The organism is Bremerella cremea, assembly GCF_003335505.1.
GTDB lineage: Bacteria > Planctomycetota > Planctomycetia > Pirellulales > Pirellulaceae > Bremerella > Bremerella cremea_A.
This window is the reverse complement of sequence record NZ_QPEX01000044.1, coordinates 218,969-234,126: the sequence shown is the minus strand read 5'-3', so window position 1 is coordinate 234,126 and position 15,158 is coordinate 218,969. Positions and strand designations below refer to the sequence as shown.

The window sequence follows — 15,158 nt, the reverse complement described above, 5'->3', positions numbered from 1 at the left end:
GTGTGCCCCTAAGCGACCGCCACGTTCAGGGGCGGCAGCGGTAGCAAAAAGAGCTCTTTGCTGTCCGACGGGATAAACCCAAATTGGTGGTAGAGGGCCATCGCCGGTGTGTTTCTTTCATCAACACCAGTCAAGATCGACTGGCAGCCGATTTGACGAGCTAAGTGCAAAAGGAAACGGATTACCTCTTTCCCTAGTCCTCGCTGCCGAAACGGGGGGAGCAGTCCAAAGTAGATTAGCTCCAACTGGTGGTTTGCTGTGTGATGCGCCAAGATAACCACCCCGATGGTTTGCCCAGCGAGCTGTACAAGATACCAATGCCGCGTATCGTGGCCGCTGGTAGCATGATAGCCGGTCAAAACGTCTTCAATCTGACGTAGGCCATCAATCTCTGGGCAATCGAGGCTTCCCTCATAGGTGTTGGCAACCAATTGCTCGAAAGCTGGTTTGCGGAAATCATCGCAGGGCAAAAAGGTTAGCAGACTACTTGGTGGAGGTGTTGCAATTTCGGCTGGGAACGCATGCAATTGGTCGAGGCGTGTTACGTGCCGGAAACCGATTCGCGCTAAGTGTTCGCCTGCGTTGGGGTTTTCTAGGCCAATCAAGCTTTGCATCAGGTGATTGCCGGCTTGCTGGGCGAATTTTAGGACTCGTTTAATCAATTGGTCTGCCAGGGTGTCCGATACGCCGGAAATCAATCCTGGCCCCCAGATCGTGGCGATCTTGCCGGGCTGATTCAAACACCAGATGGCACCAATCACGCGACTTCGGTTCGTCGCGGCCACCAACCCATCGAAGCTAACTTTGCCTTCTTTTTCCGCAGCTAGCAACGCAGTAACCCGGCCTCGATTCACATGACGAGAGCGGCCGCCGGTGGCCAGCCAGAGGGCGGCTCCTTGATGCTGCGGCTGTGCGCGATCGATTTCAAAGTCTTGCCTATCCATAGTTCTCTAGCGTACCAAGGCGGGGAAATCCTGTCTTCATGGAAATTCGTACCTGGAATCGCTCGGTTTGTCTTTCCTTGCTTCAAGCAATGCGGGACAATACCAAGTGATAAAAACCGGGCAAGACTTCGTGTGACGGTCCGTTCGACCGTAAATTTTGATCGAGAGGGAGGTAGTGATGAGGTTGCTAACGAATTTCAGGTTGGCCGTTCTGCTGACGGTAACTTTGCTGATGTCTCCGCAAGGAGCGCAGGCTCAGGGGGCACTCGACAAGCTGAACAACTTGTTGGATCAGGTTCAAGGCAACCGGCAGCAGCCTCCTGCGAACCCTCAGCCGACACCGGCAACCAATGAACGACCTTTCCTGGGGGCGATGCTTGATACGTACGAGTCCGATTCTGATCCAATTTTGAAACAACAAGGCATCATCGTCACCGAGATCAACCCAGGCGGGCCGGCGGATAAAGCGGGGCTCAAGCCAGGAGACCTCATTGTTACGGTCGATGGTCAAAGGTTTCAGACCCTCGACCAACTTGGTAAATGGATGAGTGGCAAGAAGCCGGGCGATAAACTTACGTTGAACGTGTTGCAAGATGGAAAGCCCAGCGATCTGGAAGTTGTGTTGGGGAGCCAATCCAACGAGACTCCCGTTCCCCCGCCCCTCACGCCGCCTGGTCAGCCTTACGATCCGTTAGGGGTGGAAGGGAACATGCCCCAGCCCGAGCAACTTCCGGCTGCCGCCCCAGTGGCTGGCCGCCGCGTACTAGGCGTACGTGTATTGCCTGTCGACGATCAACTTCGCGCCCAAACCGGTATTTCGGTGCGTCGAGGCGCCTTTGTTGAAAGTGTCAGCCGAGGTGGCGTAGCCGATCAGGCAGGCATTCCGGTCGGCGCTGTGATTGTGGCCTACGATGGGCGTCGAGTGAACGATGCGAATGAACTGATTCAAATGGTTCGTACCTCGCCGGAGGATCGTTGGATTCCGGTGAATTACTACGTGGGCAACCGGATGGAATCGACCAACTTGTTTTATGGCGATCCTCGAACGATGCCGCCGCAACCGATTGAAAACCGCCCCAGTGGACCTTCGATTGGGGAAGACCGCCCTGCCCTACGCTTGTTGCAGAATGCTATACAAGGGATGGAAGGCAACGCTGTCCCGGCTGATCAAATGGTTACACCCGAGCAGGTGGAATCGCTCAGCCGACGAGTGCGCGAACTCGAGCAAGAAGTACGCCAGTTGCGTGAAGAGTTGAAGAGCTTGAAGTCAGGCGGCGCCGATTTGTAAACGTCTTCTTGTCACGAACTCGAACATAGAAAGAGGGCTTCTAAGGGCCCTCTTTTGCTGCGCCATGCTCATTCTTAAGCGGCCAAGGGCATGCTAAAATCAGGCTAGAAACTTGCACCATTGAAAGCGACACCATGTTTGAGAGCTTACTTTTCGCGACGATCTCGTCCGACTTCGATTCGTTCCTACGCTTGTTTTTCGCCGTATTGTGTGGATCGATATTAGGGTGGAATCGCGAACGGCATGATAAGCCTGCCGGTTTGCGGACCAATATGCTCGTTGCTTTGGGGGCTGCCCTGATTATGGTGATTGGCATGAACTACACCGTGACGCTGGAAGATGGCGGCCCCGGTTGGTTGCGGTTGGATATGTTTCGATTGATCGCTGGAATTATTGGCGGCGTCGGCTTTCTCGGGGCAGGATCGATCATTCGGGCTCACGGCGGAGTCCACGGTCTAACGACCGCAGCGACAATTTGGGTTGCTGCCGCCACCGGAACCGCTTGTGGTATGGGGTACTATCGCATTGCCTGCATGGCGGTTGCTTTGGCCTGGGCAACGCTGGTGACGATGGGATATATCGAACGCGTTTTCTTCGGCGAAGAGGACTAATAACCGTTGATGAAATCGGTGGTTTCTGAACCGCTGCAGACCTGTTTTGCAGCCTGCTAAAGGCCGTAAGCCTGCGAGAATGCCCGGATGTGTTCTTTGAAACGTTCCAGTAGCTTGCATTGAAAACGGTACGGGTTCCAGGTCATCGCAATCTTACGTGTGGGCTTGGTACCAGCAAGAGAGCGGTAGACACGACGCGGACTGGTATCGAGATTCTTGGCCATGGCCGGAATCATCGAGACACCATGATTCATCGAGACCAACTCTTGCACGGTTGCAAGTTGGCTGGTTCGTTCCACTGAAATAGGGTTGAACGAGCGGTGTCGGCAAAAGGTGACGATGTTATCGGATAAGCAGTGCGCTTCGTCTAGCAAGACAAACGGATACGGTTCGACATCGGCCAGCTTGATCTGTTTCTTTTCGCACAGTGGATGCTCCGTCGGTAAGACCAGTAGCAGTTCCTCTTCAAAAAGCGGTTCAATCTCTAAGTGTTTGGCGGTGATCGGCAAGGCGAGAATCGCCACGTCGATTTCTCCTTGCTGACATCGTCGCAAGAGGTTGTCGGTGGTGTCTTCTTGGACGGTCAGATGCGCTTTCGGAAAAGCCTCGGCGAATGGGCTGAGCATTTCTGGGAGGAAGAACGGGGCGATTGTGGGAATCGCCCCCAGACGAACGCGGCCACTCTCGCCGTCGTCGCAGATCTCGGCCTTCGTGTCTTCGACCAAGGAAACAATGCGGTGGGCACGCGATTGAAGCAAGTTCCCCGCATCGGTCAGAACGACTTTACGCGATTGGCGTTCGAACAGCGGTTGCCCTAGTTCTTCCTCCAAGCGAGCAATCGAGCGACTAAGCGCCGGCTGCGAAATGCTGAGGACCTCGGCCGCACGAGTGAAGTTGCCAAGTTCGGCGACTTTGAGGAATTGTTGAAGCTGCTCGATGTCCATCGCCAAGATCCTGCGAAATTCTAATGCGTTAATTGCATTGTCGTAGGTCTCTAGTATGCATAACTCGCATTGTTGTGGGAACCCTCACGATGGCAAGATTGGCTAGTGCGAAAGTCGATCAGACAATCACACGACGCGGGCTCCCAATTTGCAGAATAGCATCGGCGATAGCTCGCGCGATCTTCTCGCCGCCTTGGGCGGAAGGTTCAATCGGCGAGATTTCCGCGTAGTCACGTGTGTCGTCGCAAACTAGCCGCAGATCGATTAGCGTCGCCCCGAGACGAAAAATATTACGCGAGATCGCATCGTTGAATATGCTCAGTCCGGCGCGTTCTCCTGGGCTCAGCGAAGGGATGTGGTCGTATATCGTGCAGACAACCAGCGGCTTTTCCCATTGTTTCAGGTGGATCAACAGTTCGCGATGTTCCTGGGCGAACTGCTCGACCACGTGGGCCGTGCGTTCCAGTGATTGGGCCAACGGTTGAGGATCTTCGGTAAACAGATCTCCAGCAGCAAACAAGGCATCGTTCCCGCCGATGCTCAAAACAAAGTGCGTTGCATCGGCAGGCAATTGCTGGAGTTGACGGTACACATTGGTGACACAAGCCCCATCGACCGCACGTAAACTGGCTTTGCTTCCACTGGGCAAGCGGCGGCGAAGATGGTCGATCACCGACATCCCACCGGAAACATACGAGGCGTTATCGAAGATCGAATCGCCCAATAAAACCACATGTCCCGACATCGCTAAACCTTTCCAGGCCAAGATAAAGCCCGCTCATTAAGACTCTGCCGTGATGACTTCCGGCAGCGATTCGCCAGCGGGAATGAATCGCATGGAGATTGAATTCACACAATGACGCGTGTTCTTGGGGGTGAAGCCCTCGCCTTCGAAGACGTGTCCCAAGTGCCCGCCGCAATTCGCACAGACAATTTCTGTCCGTCGTCCGTCGGCATCGGGGACACGCCGGACGGAATCCCCCAGGCTTTCATCAAAGCTTGGCCAGCCGCAGCGACTTTCAAACTTGTCGTCAGATCGATAGATCGGCAGGTTACACTGGCGGCAGATGAACGTGCCGGTTGTTTTCAGGTCGGTGTACTCGCCGGTGAAGGGACGCTCGGTTCCTTTTCGCAGAATGACATGCTGTTCCGCATCGTTCAAGGGATTGAATTGAGAGGACATCGAGGACAGGCTCCTATAGGCTATTTCACAGAGATAGCTTTCATTCTACGGCATTGTTATGCGCGGAGAATCGGCAGGAAGCGATTCTTTATGGCTGGCACGGACAAATTCGTTGCATCGAAAGAAGAGTTTCTCTACACATATAAATGGATGGAAGAACATTCCCAGAATAAAAAGGCAGGGAATTGGTATGGCTAAGTGGACTCGTTTCTTCGGCATTTCCCTTGTGTTATCGCTGGCGACATGGGCAAGCGTTCAAGCGCAATTTGATAGCGGTGCTGGTCGCGTCGCTGAAGGTCGCGAGTTGTTCTTGCACCAATGGGAACCCAACGACCCGCTAAGTCCCAACGGCGATGGATTAGGGCCTCTCTTCAATGGAAAAGGGTGTGTGAATTGCCACTCGTTAGGTGGCGTTGGTGGAAGTGGCAACTTAGCCAATAACGCTCAATTTCTCTCCTTCCTGCCAGAGACCGGGGAATTCACGCGGCGTACGGCGAAAAAGTTCCTGGGAACACTGCATCGGATGCACCCTGATTTTGTCGACACGCAAGGACGGTTCTCGCTGGGCGTGCTATTGCATCGTGAAAGTACCAATCCCGAGTTTGTCAGTAAACGTGCCGATGTGACGGCAACATTGCCTTCAACGAATCAGTCGAAAGCTCGCATTCTCAAGATGCTTAGCCGTCGCGATCTTCCCAAAATAAACGCGTTGCCACTGAACTTGGTGATCTTTCACGAAGGCGTGCAATATGCCCTGGCCGAACGCAATCCACCACAGCTTTTTGGGGTAGATGAAATCGATCGAAAGATTAGCGATTCGGATATCGACGCGCTAGTCGAAATACAGAAAGGAAGCACGACGGGGGTCTCGGGGCGGAAGTCTGGCCGGTTTGGTTGGCGCGGACAAATGAAGGATCTCGACTTATTCATCAAAGGGGCCTGTGCTACGGAAATTGGGCTGCAAGTTCATGAATTTCATCAGACGAAAGATCCCCTGCAGCCAGATTACGAACTCGAGGGAAGCGATTTAAGTGGCGAGCAAGTGAACGCGTTAATTCAGTACGTTCGCTCGCTTCCCCGTCCGGAACAGGTCTTGCCTGCAGAAGAGAAAGGTAAGCAGCGTATTGCGGAAGGTCAGATATCGTTCAATGCGATTGGATGTGCGGAATGCCATGTGGCTGATGTCGGGCAAGTGAGCGGTGTTTTCTCCGACTTTTTGCTGCATGATATGGGGCCGTTGTTTGAAGACCCAATTCCCGCCGAGCCGCTACCAGAAATCAGCGTAGGAGCGAACATGGATGTGATCAGCGGGTACCACGGAATGGTGCGGCGTGAGCCGGCTCCCTTGTTGGCTATCGACCAGCAGCATCACATGGAATATCGCACGCCTCCCCTATGGGGCGTGGCCGATTCTGCCCCTTACATGCACGATGGACGGGCCCAAACGTTGCGCGGGGCCATTGAATGGCACGGAGGGGAAGCCAAGACGTCGGTCCGGAGATTTGCCCTGATGAGCGAAGAGAAACAGTACGCGCTGATCCAGTTTCTCCAATCTTTAAAAGCGCCCCAATCAGCTGAGGAAGCACCAGCGGGCATCTCGGTAACCGCCGAAGCTTCTCATGGGGTCGCCCGTTAACCGGCTTGTAAATACGACTCGCTACCAGTGAGGATCGGTCCCGAAACAAACACCCCTGCCAAGCTACTCGGCGGGGGTGTTGTTATTGGCAGACGTTGCCAAAGTTCCTATGAGGCTGGCGGTGGGGTTATCCAGCCAAGTGATTGAAGGAACTTATCGGTCTCTTCAATGGTGGCGTTGTACCAGCGATTGTTATCTTTCCCGTGGTTAAAGAAGCCGTGCCCCTGCCCTTGGTAGATGCGTAGTTCGCTACGAACACCCGCGTCTTGCATTTGCTGCTGGAAGTTTTCCGCCGTTGCAACCGGGATGAGCTTGTCTTGGGAACCGAGAAAAACGAGATGAGGAGGATCGTCGGCACTGATGTTATGAGCAGGAGAGAACTCCTGGTAACGATCTTTTACCCGCTGTGTTCCCCAGCCATCGGGGCCGTTATCGTACACGGGGTTAAACAAGACCATTGCGTTTGGTTTGGTGGAAACGCCCGCTTGCCGCACATCGACGGTGCCAAGATAAGCAGCTAGGTGCCCGCCAGCCGATCCGCCGGCAGTGGCAATACGATTCGGATCGATACCCAACTCCTCGGCATGCGAACGCACCCAACGCATCGCGTCGAGCGCGTCTTCTATGCAAATGGTCGGGGGATCGTTGTTTTTTCGGTCGAGCAGGCGATATTCGACTTGAACCGTAACCATGCCCTGCTTGGCTAGATGCTTGCTATGCTCGGTAAACTGACCTGGCGCACCCCCTACCCAGCCACCGCCATGAAAGAAAACAATCGCCGGTCGGCTGTCCGATTTCTGCCAGTCGTCGGGTTTGGTGATGTACAACTTCAAAGGGCGTCCATCAACTTCTTTGTAGACCGTCGGTTCGCCTGAGGGGGCCGCAGCGGAGAGAACTCCGGTACCAAGTAACAGAAGAACAACGCTCGCAAGTTTCCAGGGAGAAGACATGATCGGTTCTCGTAGAGAGGGATTGTGAGGAGGGAGTTTCATCAAGGACCGCGCCGCTAATCGAACAAGGGCCCCCGGCGGAAGCACATGCGCATCAATCATTCGCTGTCGGTTGATCGTAATTGATTTCGTGGCGAGGATGAAGCCTGAGAGTCCTATCGCGTCCTTTTCTTTGACGGCCGAGATGCCGTCATCGTGTACGGAAGATCCATCGCGTCAGAGCGAACCGCATTCGTTTGTCATGACGTCGAATGATAATTTCGCTACACTGGGTGGCGTAACCCTTTGTAAATTGCATTTTCATTCGAAAGGAAGCACGATGAAGTTGACTGATTTCTACAACGAAGTCTCACGCCATGTCGACACCGACAAGACCGAGATCACCGTGGCCGATACCAAGCGAGTCTTGAGTGAAGCGTTCTTGCTATTGGCTCAGATGGACGCCGCAGAATGTGTCGATACGATCTCGAAAGGTTTGACGACCGCAAAAAAGAAGCTCGCCAAATAACACGCTTTGGCAAATATTAAACGTATCACCCAGCGCCACGTCAGAGCGTTTGGGTGAGACGTGGTGCTTTCGTCTGCTTAGCGTTGGGCGACATACGTTGTTAGCCATTCGACGATCTTGTCGCCTGATTTCCGAGATAGCGTGTGCCCTTCTCCGTGGTTGTAGAGTCCTAGGCGAATGGGTTGGTCCGACAAAGCGGCGATCTTCTGGCCGCTAAGAATCGCCGACCAGCTTCGTTCACCATCAGAGCAACCTCGGCCTTGCTCGCCGCCGAGCACCAGAAACGGACGAGGCGCGATCAAAGCCACCAGTTCATGATGCGAGCGGGCAAAGTCTGGCTGGTGAACTTCGTTGCCAAGGTACCAAACGGCGTCCCAATTGCTGAATTCGATCTCAACGCCTCCTTCGCTGGCCACAGCCGCACAAATTCGATCGTCCAAGGCCGCCAAGTACATCGTTTCTTTGGCCCCCAGCGAATGCCCGTAGGCACCGATTCGCTGCGGATCGACATGGGCTTGGGCCAGCAAGACATCAACGGCTCGCATGCCGTCGGCCAACATGACCGCCATCCCCTTGCTGCCGGGATGATTCTTTAAGACTCCCTCGGTTGAACCTTTGTACGAGTTGCCTTCCCAGAGATAGTTTTCTGGGCAAAGGACCACGAAGCCGGCTTTCACCAGACGCAAAGCCATGTGGCGTTCTGGTTCGGCAGCGAGTCCAACGAGCTTGTCGAACGTGTTGGCACTGGTTCCATGAAACGCGACAATTGCCGGGTATTTCTCTTCCTTCTCGCCAAGCGGAGTAAGCAAATAAGCCCGAACGATTCGGCCTGGCTCGGCTTGATAGCGAAGCAGCGTACGTGTGCAGAACTCCAACTCTTCGCTTTTGATCACCTCGATTTCAAGAGGAAGATCGGAATAGGAATAGGCCCCCAGAAAATCCTTCCAGGCTGTGACGACCTCTGGCCGGCGTTGGTTCCATTGGGCAAGGGATTCAACATCTCCCAAAGGTGAGACATGCTGCTCGCGGATTGAAGCGGGAACCGTGGTGACCTCGGCCAGCCACGAGACGTCGTCGGCGACCGAATGCGAAGTGCTCAGACCGACAAGAACTAAAGCAACCAACAATAGGCGGGCAAACATGCAGCAATCATCCTGAGAGAGGCGGGCAAAATCGTTTCGCCGTTCAGTTTAGCTGCTGGAGGCAGGCGGTTCCAGAAAACCTTTTTCTAAAGGAAACCGCGTGAGCCGTGATTCGTATTGCTAAGGAGAATACTGGTCGACTTTTTGAATTATGTCCCCCACACGAACGGTGCCTGCCTGGACGATCTTTGCGTAGATACCCCGCAAGTGCAGGCGTTTGCCCGGGGGCGAATTAACGAACTTCACCGCGTCGGTTCCGAAACGCTGGGCGAATTTTTTGCAGCCGTTATGGGCGATCTCAGTGATCTCGAGTATCACGTCCCCGATACGAAGCTGTGTGCCGGGTGGCAAGTTGGTTTCGCTCAAATCAAGGTCCGCGAAAAGCTGATCGCCAGCCAGGGGCCAGCGTTCTACATCGCCCGAAATGAGTTCGATGGCCCGCGAGTTCATGATGGTGACTTGAACATCGGGATGGGGCGATCCGTCGGGGAGTGTTTTCCAGCAGCCCTGCGCCCAGTTGTCGCCATGGACCCCACCTTGCGGGCTCAACTCACACGAATCGAGCGAAACACGTTTCTCAGTGGCGGGGCGAATGACAATCGCTTTCAGTGTCCCGTTATCTTTTGGGGAGGCCTCGATCATCGGGAGGCCATCGTTCAACTGTTCCATCGTAAGATGTGTGGGCATCTGGGACTCCGCAAAAACTGGACAGGCTTGAATGTTTGATTCTAAAGATCCCGGGGAATGTCGACGAGTGGCAGCGGACAGAGATCAGGCGCGAAGAAATCTCGTTTCGCCTCCCAGGTCATCAGCCGCTCGCGCGAGTAGTAAGTTCGCAACGCTCCTTTTTCGAGCAGTTCGGGATGCTGCAAACAAAAGGCCTCGAAAGTGGCATGGGGCCCGGTGCGAAGGTTGGCCGCGTAAACTAACCGCATGAATGCCTGAGTGATGGTCTCGTGATAGCCGCGATCAATCGCTTCAGGCGTGTTGGTTGCGGCGTTGTAGGCTTGAATCCGAGAACGTATCGCCTGTAGAGCTTCGACCCATGTCCCCTCTCTGGCAAGCAAAAAGGCCGCTCGGACGTGGGCCGTATGAGTCCAAAGTTCGGGCGGCAGCGTGCATGCTTCAAATGCTGCGAGAAATTCTTCGTCAGTCATCGAATTCAGTTACGAAATAACAGAACGAGTAAGCGACAACCAAGTTAGACATCTGCCGAGCGAAAAAGTTCACTTGAAACCTCTTTTGCTATAGTCGGACTGGTATCGCCGTACCAGGCAAACGGCGGGTGAACTCGATCAGGCGAGCGATCGCCGCGTAGGATGCCAGCCCAATGGTCGGCTAGTTGAAGTGATTCCAACATAAATTCCTGATGTCATCGCTTGCTTCCGACTTTAAAAGTTCGTTAACCCGCAGCCGACCCAACCACTTTGGAATGTCCGCCTCGTTAAACGGTCTATAAACTTAATATGAATTCGACCTCGACAAGCGAGTGAGTTCGTTGTTTTGCCAGCCGTTTTGCTTTAATTTAAACGAACGTTGTTTCTACTTCTACTTTGCCTGCCTAGCTAAGGTTGCCTACCGTGCCTATCCATCTTTCTTCTGTCAGTCGTCGTCAGTTTCTGGTTCAATCAACCGCCGCTTTGGCTGGGGTGTCGGTCTTGCGGATTGCCACGGCCGCAGAGCAAGCGGAAACAACGACCTTAGCATTGGTTTCCGACACACACATTCCCCAAACGACCGACACTGTAGCCCGGGGTGTCAACATGACCGACAATCTGAACAGCGTTGTCCGCGAGATCAACGCGTTAGAGACCAAGCCTGCCGCCGTGTTATTCAACGGCGACTGTGCCTATCTCAAGGGGTTGCCCGAGGATTACGCGAACTTCTCGGACTGTGTCCAGCCACTGATCGATGCAGGACAGCAATTGCACATGACGATGGGCAACCATGACAACATTCCCAACTTCTATCATGCGTTGAAAGCACAGCGTCCTGAAAAGCCATTGGTTACCTCGAAGCATGTGACGGTGCTGGAAACACCTCAGGCCAACTTGTTTCTGCTCGACTCGCTAATGCATACCAACATCGTCACCGGCGAACTGGGTGAGGCCCAATTAAAGTGGTTGGCCGAGGCACTTGATGCCAGGGCAGATAAGCCTGCGATTGTGATGGCCCATCACACGTTACACATGGGACCTATCCAAGAAGGCAAAACGATTGGTGGCATTGCCGACACGGCCGAGTTCCTGGAAGTGCTGCATGCTCGGCCTCAAGTCAAAGCGTACGTCTTCGGCCACTCGCATGTATGGGCCCATACCAAAGCTGGCGATTTGGATCTAATCAATCTTCCCGCAGCAGCCTATGTCTTTGACGAAGCCCAGCCCAACGGCTGGACCCTAGCCCGATTAAGTGATTCTGGCATCGAGTTTGAACTGCAAGCTCACGACAAGTCGCACAAGAATCATAAGCAGGTCTTCGCGGTGAACTGGTAACACGCACAGTTCACCGGCTGACTGCTCTACGGCGAACTACTTCAAATCGAGGTAAACATCGTCGTCCCGAAAATCACCTTGATTCGGAATTAGGTTCGCGCCCCAAGAAATCAGACGCACGCCTCCTGCTGGCAATTGTTCGTAGGCAAACGACTTGCCGGAGTGCGTGTCGTTGGGCAGCGAGGGTAAGATCTCTGGGGTTAGGTCTTCGAGCTTGGCCGGGTAAGTGCCGTGTTTTTGGTGATAGGCAACCAAGGCCAGCCCGACGATGGTGAAGTCGCGGCGGACGTGGCCTCGGTGGTCGGTATGCACGCGCTGCCAAGCGTTGGTGCGTAACGCCAACGCGGTTGATTCACCAAACCATCGACTGGCACCGACACGGTCTTTCAGGATTGCTTCTGCCATGGTGATCTCGTCGTCTTCTAATTCATCGAGCCACTTGTCTGAAGCCTCGTCCAACTGCACGATTGCCTCCATTTGCATTTCGCGATCTTTGATTGCGAGGACCGCGACTGTTTTGTCTTGGACTTCGTTCGCCCGCTGGATGGCCAAGTCCCAATTGATCTTGGCGTCGCGCAGCTTCGCGATTTCGGCCTTCCTTTCGGCAGGGTCCCAATCGAAGAAGAAGCCTAATGCGGCGTCATCGTCACGCATTAGTTCCACCTCTTGTTGAATGATATAGCGTTCGCCAATATCGGCAGCGCGTGTCGCAGCTGGCAGGCGAGGTAGCTTGCTCAACGATGCTAAGTAGGATTGGGCCTGATCGGCAGAAAGCTGGCCGCTTTGCAATATTGCTTGTTCCGCTGAAAAAGCATGCGAGTCGACCCAGTGGGCTTTCGCTCCGGAGACGTCTAGAGGCGAGCCGCTGGCCAGGAGGTAGGCCAGTTTATGAATCGCCAGTAAATCGGTCGCCGCCCCGGTGAAGTCTTCTTCGGCAAGTTTACACAAGGCCCGGGTCGCTAAGCACTTGGCCAGGTAAGGCAAACGGTATTCAACCGCAAACGAGGCACTCATGAGGCTAGGCGGTTCAGCCGTGGAAAGGATCGGGGCGTAGTAAGAGGGCAAATTGGCGATCGCCACGAGCTGATCGAGTTGCTTTTCGTTTTGCGATAAGAATTCCGCTAACAAAGGCAACTCGGCTTTCTTCCACGGCTTGCTGCCTGCCTGGTTGAACTCACTTTGAAAAGTCATCGCCAGCTTAGCAAGTTGCTGTGGATCGCCTTCGGCTTTCGCGCGAAGAAAGGGCTCGGAATAGATTATTCGTGGTGCCATGGAATCGAGCGTTTGGATCCCCAGCATCTTGAGGGAGGTGGCTCGTACCGGCTCTGGGAAAACGTCGGTACCGAAAAGCTGCACAAGATGAACGACAGCATTGTTTGCGGGATCGACATCCTTGCTCAGGCGAGCGTTCAGTTCCCGCGCTGCACCGGTGATCGGAGCTGGAATCTGGGGAGCAACCAGCTTGGTTCCTGCCGCCAGCTTCGCTTCGCCAGCTTCGGTCGGTTCCGAGAGCGAGCCTAAGCTAACCAGCGTGAAAACAAAGCCAAGGAAGCTAAAAAGCAAACGGTATGGCAAATTCATGAAGCTTTGACCAAGAGAGAGAATAAGAACAAACAACACAGCCAAAATGCCGGTCGGCCTGCTTACCACGTTAAGCTTCTATCGATGATAGTCGACAAACAATGGCGTCGGCTACCGATCTGGGGCACCGGCAGCGTAAAGTGAGCGAATCTTCCAGCAATCTAGTTGTGAAGGGACGTTGATCGCGGCCTGTGCCCTTGAGGCCCATTTGTGGGCTCCTTTTTAATCCCAAGCTTTATAAAGAGCCTCGGCAGGAAGGTGATCGGCATTGCGACCGTTTTCTACACTCAGTGATCGCAAAGTGGCAGAACGTCCCCGTGAAAATCGATACCAAAAACATGACACAACGTGCTTGAAAATCAGGGCAAGGTCGCTGGTCAATTCCTTAATGTGTTATGGCTCTGGTGGGTGGTTTAGTTCCCGCTAGATGGTGTTTTGCGCAAGAGCGATTTTTTGGTGCGCAAAAGCGAGTGAATTAGCAAGAATTTTACACGAACTCTGCAGAAATTTGGAAAATTAGTCGTGCAGAATTGCGAATTACTCTCCTAGAATAAATCCGTGGTAGGGTTAGCTTTTACTTCCGAAATCGGTTTATAGGTTGCCCTCCTAAAGTCATTCTTATTCGTATTCAACTCAGGAGAATTGGCTATGTCGCGATCTCGCGCTGCACGTGGTTTTACCTTAGTCGAGTTGCTGGTGGTTATCGCCATTATTGGCGTTTTGATTGGGCTACTGCTTCCTGCCGTGCAGCAAGCACGGGAAGCTGCCCGCCGAATGCAGTGCTCGAATAACATGCGTCAGCTTGGCCTGGCGGTGCATAACTTTGCCGATACCAGTGGCGGAATCCTGCCAGCGGGCTGTCGCGATTACAACTACATGAGTTGGGTCACGCTTATTCTTCCCCAAATGGAACAGAACAATCGCTACGAGGCGATGAGCGTTTCTTACGTCGCTTATGGGGCTAGTACGGGAACGGGTGGTTGGGTTTACGACCCGAACGATTCTACGGAAGGTTCTCGTTACGATCGCATGCAGAACGTGCGAGCTTGGGCGGGCGGAGTAGAAAACTACCAATGCCCCAGCAGTCCTGAGAATCCGTTCTACACGGCCGGACAGTCCGGAGCGAAGACTTGGCCGAAGATTAACTACGTCGCTTGTGGTGGCCAAACGGCGATTGGGGATGCTCAGACGAGAAGCGGTGGGGTAATCGCCGGAGGACGCAACTGGCGAGTTTCCAACTACTACGGACTAAAGCGAATTGGTGGTAACTCCTCGGATGTGTTATTGGAACAAGGGGCATTGTTTGGGAATGGCCCCAAGAAACCCGTTTCTGGAAGTGCTGCGGACCGTGAAGCGGCTATGGCGACTTCCAAAGGGGAATCATTGGCCTCTTGCACCGACGGGCTCTCGAATACGGCGATGTTCTCAGAAGTTCTGCAAACGGCCAGCGACACTTCGCACAGTTCGACCTATAGCGATTTTCGTGGTGCCCCTTATCGTGGCGAAAACGCCTTCTTCTCGACCTACTATGAACCGAACACCAAGAACCCTGACGAGATGATGTCGACCTCGTACTGTCACAAGCCAGGTACGGACGTCACCAAAGGGGCGCCGTGTATTACCGAAAATGCTCCCGGTGGATATGCCATTCGTATTTCCGCGCGTAGCCAGCATCCAGGCGGCGTGAACGTGACCCGAGGTGATGGCAGCGTCGGTTTCTATGCTGACACCATCGCTCGACCTATCTGGCGAGCCTTTGGTACTTCGCAGGGTGGCGAAGCATTGAGCTTCGAATAGTCCCTAGTGGATTTATACATGGATAACGCGTGATTCCCGCTTCGCATTGGTGCCAAGCGGGAGGATACGTTGCCGCCATGTT

The 15,158-nt window shown here is 54.0% G+C and carries 16 protein-coding genes; 6 read left to right on the top strand and 10 right to left on the bottom strand.

Features of this window, described 5'->3' with window-relative positions:
- Window positions 1–8 precede the first annotated feature (8 nt).
- Window positions 9–944 carry a GNAT family N-acetyltransferase gene (locus tag DTL42_RS20480; RefSeq protein ID WP_114371561.1) on the bottom strand — a complete coding sequence of 312 codons (936 nt, stop codon included), beginning with the start codon at window positions 942–944 and terminating at the stop codon, window positions 9–11.
- Window positions 945–1,146: 202 nt separating this feature from the next.
- Between DTL42_RS20480 and DTL42_RS20475 the strand changes: the two genes are divergently transcribed.
- Both DTL42_RS20475 and DTL42_RS20470 read left to right on the top strand, forming a co-directional pair.
- The gene (locus tag DTL42_RS20475) at window positions 1,147–2,232 is read left to right on the top strand and encodes a PDZ domain-containing protein (RefSeq protein WP_158545493.1); all 1,086 of its coding nucleotides are present in this window, start codon (window positions 1,147–1,149) and stop codon (window positions 2,230–2,232) included.
- A 134-nt stretch (window positions 2,233–2,366) separates the two neighbouring features.
- A complete protein-coding gene (locus DTL42_RS20470; protein ID WP_114371557.1) occupies window positions 2,367–2,843 on the top strand; it encodes an MgtC/SapB family protein in 477 nt (158 codons plus the stop codon).
- A gap of 56 nt (window positions 2,844–2,899) precedes the next feature.
- Here DTL42_RS20470 and DTL42_RS20465 read toward each other — a convergent pair whose 3' ends face one another.
- The 3 genes from DTL42_RS20465 to DTL42_RS20455 form a co-directional block, all read right to left on the bottom strand.
- The gene (locus DTL42_RS20465) at window positions 2,900–3,787 is read right to left on the bottom strand and encodes a LysR family transcriptional regulator (protein ID WP_114371555.1); all 888 of its coding nucleotides are present in this window, start codon (window positions 3,785–3,787) and stop codon (window positions 2,900–2,902) included.
- Window positions 3,788–3,905: 118 nt separating this feature from the next.
- A complete protein-coding gene (locus tag DTL42_RS20460; protein ID WP_114371553.1) occupies window positions 3,906–4,532 on the bottom strand; it encodes an SGNH/GDSL hydrolase family protein in 627 nt (208 codons plus the stop codon).
- A gap of 36 nt (window positions 4,533–4,568) precedes the next feature.
- Window positions 4,569–4,970, bottom strand: coding sequence for a methionine-R-sulfoxide reductase (locus DTL42_RS20455; RefSeq protein ID WP_114371551.1), 402 nt, complete (start codon window positions 4,968–4,970; stop codon window positions 4,569–4,571).
- 190 nt (window positions 4,971–5,160) lie between these two features.
- Here DTL42_RS20455 and DTL42_RS20450 point away from each other — a divergent pair, with 190 nt between their 5' ends.
- Complete coding sequence (locus DTL42_RS20450; protein WP_114371549.1) at window positions 5,161–6,606, top strand: di-heme oxidoredictase family protein; 1,446 nt, start codon at window positions 5,161–5,163, stop codon at window positions 6,604–6,606.
- A 107-nt stretch (window positions 6,607–6,713) separates the two neighbouring features.
- Here the strand turns inward: DTL42_RS20450 and DTL42_RS20445 are convergent, their stop codons facing one another.
- Window positions 6,714–7,556 (bottom strand): alpha/beta hydrolase, encoded by an 843-nt coding sequence (locus DTL42_RS20445; protein ID WP_234824284.1) that lies wholly within the window; start codon window positions 7,554–7,556, stop codon window positions 6,714–6,716.
- 319 nt (window positions 7,557–7,875) lie between these two features.
- Between DTL42_RS20445 and DTL42_RS20440 the strand changes: the two genes are divergently transcribed.
- A complete protein-coding gene (locus DTL42_RS20440; protein ID WP_114371547.1) occupies window positions 7,876–8,064 on the top strand; it encodes a hypothetical protein in 189 nt (62 codons plus the stop codon).
- A 77-nt stretch (window positions 8,065–8,141) separates the two neighbouring features.
- Here the strand turns inward: DTL42_RS20440 and DTL42_RS20435 are convergent, their stop codons facing one another.
- The 4 genes from DTL42_RS20435 to DTL42_RS26425 form a co-directional block, all read right to left on the bottom strand.
- On the bottom strand, window positions 8,142–9,206 hold the full coding sequence (locus tag DTL42_RS20435; protein ID WP_114371544.1) for an alpha/beta hydrolase family protein: 1,065 nt from the start codon (window positions 9,204–9,206) through the stop codon (window positions 8,142–8,144).
- Between the two features lie 120 nt (window positions 9,207–9,326).
- Window positions 9,327–9,893, bottom strand: coding sequence for an MOSC domain-containing protein (locus tag DTL42_RS20430; protein ID WP_114371542.1), 567 nt, complete (start codon window positions 9,891–9,893; stop codon window positions 9,327–9,329).
- Between the two features lie 41 nt (window positions 9,894–9,934).
- The gene (locus DTL42_RS20425) at window positions 9,935–10,363 is read right to left on the bottom strand and encodes a hypothetical protein (protein ID WP_114371540.1); all 429 of its coding nucleotides are present in this window, start codon (window positions 10,361–10,363) and stop codon (window positions 9,935–9,937) included.
- 44 nt (window positions 10,364–10,407) lie between these two features.
- Complete coding sequence (locus tag DTL42_RS26425) at window positions 10,408–10,566, bottom strand: hypothetical protein (RefSeq protein WP_158545492.1); 159 nt, start codon at window positions 10,564–10,566, stop codon at window positions 10,408–10,410.
- A gap of 220 nt (window positions 10,567–10,786) precedes the next feature.
- Here DTL42_RS26425 and DTL42_RS20420 point away from each other — a divergent pair, with 220 nt between their 5' ends.
- Window positions 10,787–11,698: a metallophosphoesterase family protein gene (locus DTL42_RS20420; RefSeq protein WP_158545491.1), complete on the top strand. Its 912-nt coding sequence runs from the start codon at window positions 10,787–10,789 to the stop codon at window positions 11,696–11,698.
- A 36-nt stretch (window positions 11,699–11,734) separates the two neighbouring features.
- On the opposite strand, the gene DTL42_RS20415 is transcribed toward DTL42_RS20420, so the two are convergent.
- Window positions 11,735–13,279: a hypothetical protein gene (locus DTL42_RS20415; protein WP_114371536.1), complete on the bottom strand. Its 1,545-nt coding sequence runs from the start codon at window positions 13,277–13,279 to the stop codon at window positions 11,735–11,737.
- 648 nt (window positions 13,280–13,927) lie between these two features.
- On the opposite strand from DTL42_RS20415, the gene DTL42_RS20410 reads away from it, so the two are divergent.
- Complete coding sequence (locus tag DTL42_RS20410; RefSeq protein ID WP_114371534.1) at window positions 13,928–15,076, top strand: DUF1559 domain-containing protein; 1,149 nt, start codon at window positions 13,928–13,930, stop codon at window positions 15,074–15,076.
- The last annotated feature ends 82 nt before the right edge of the window (window positions 15,077–15,158 follow it).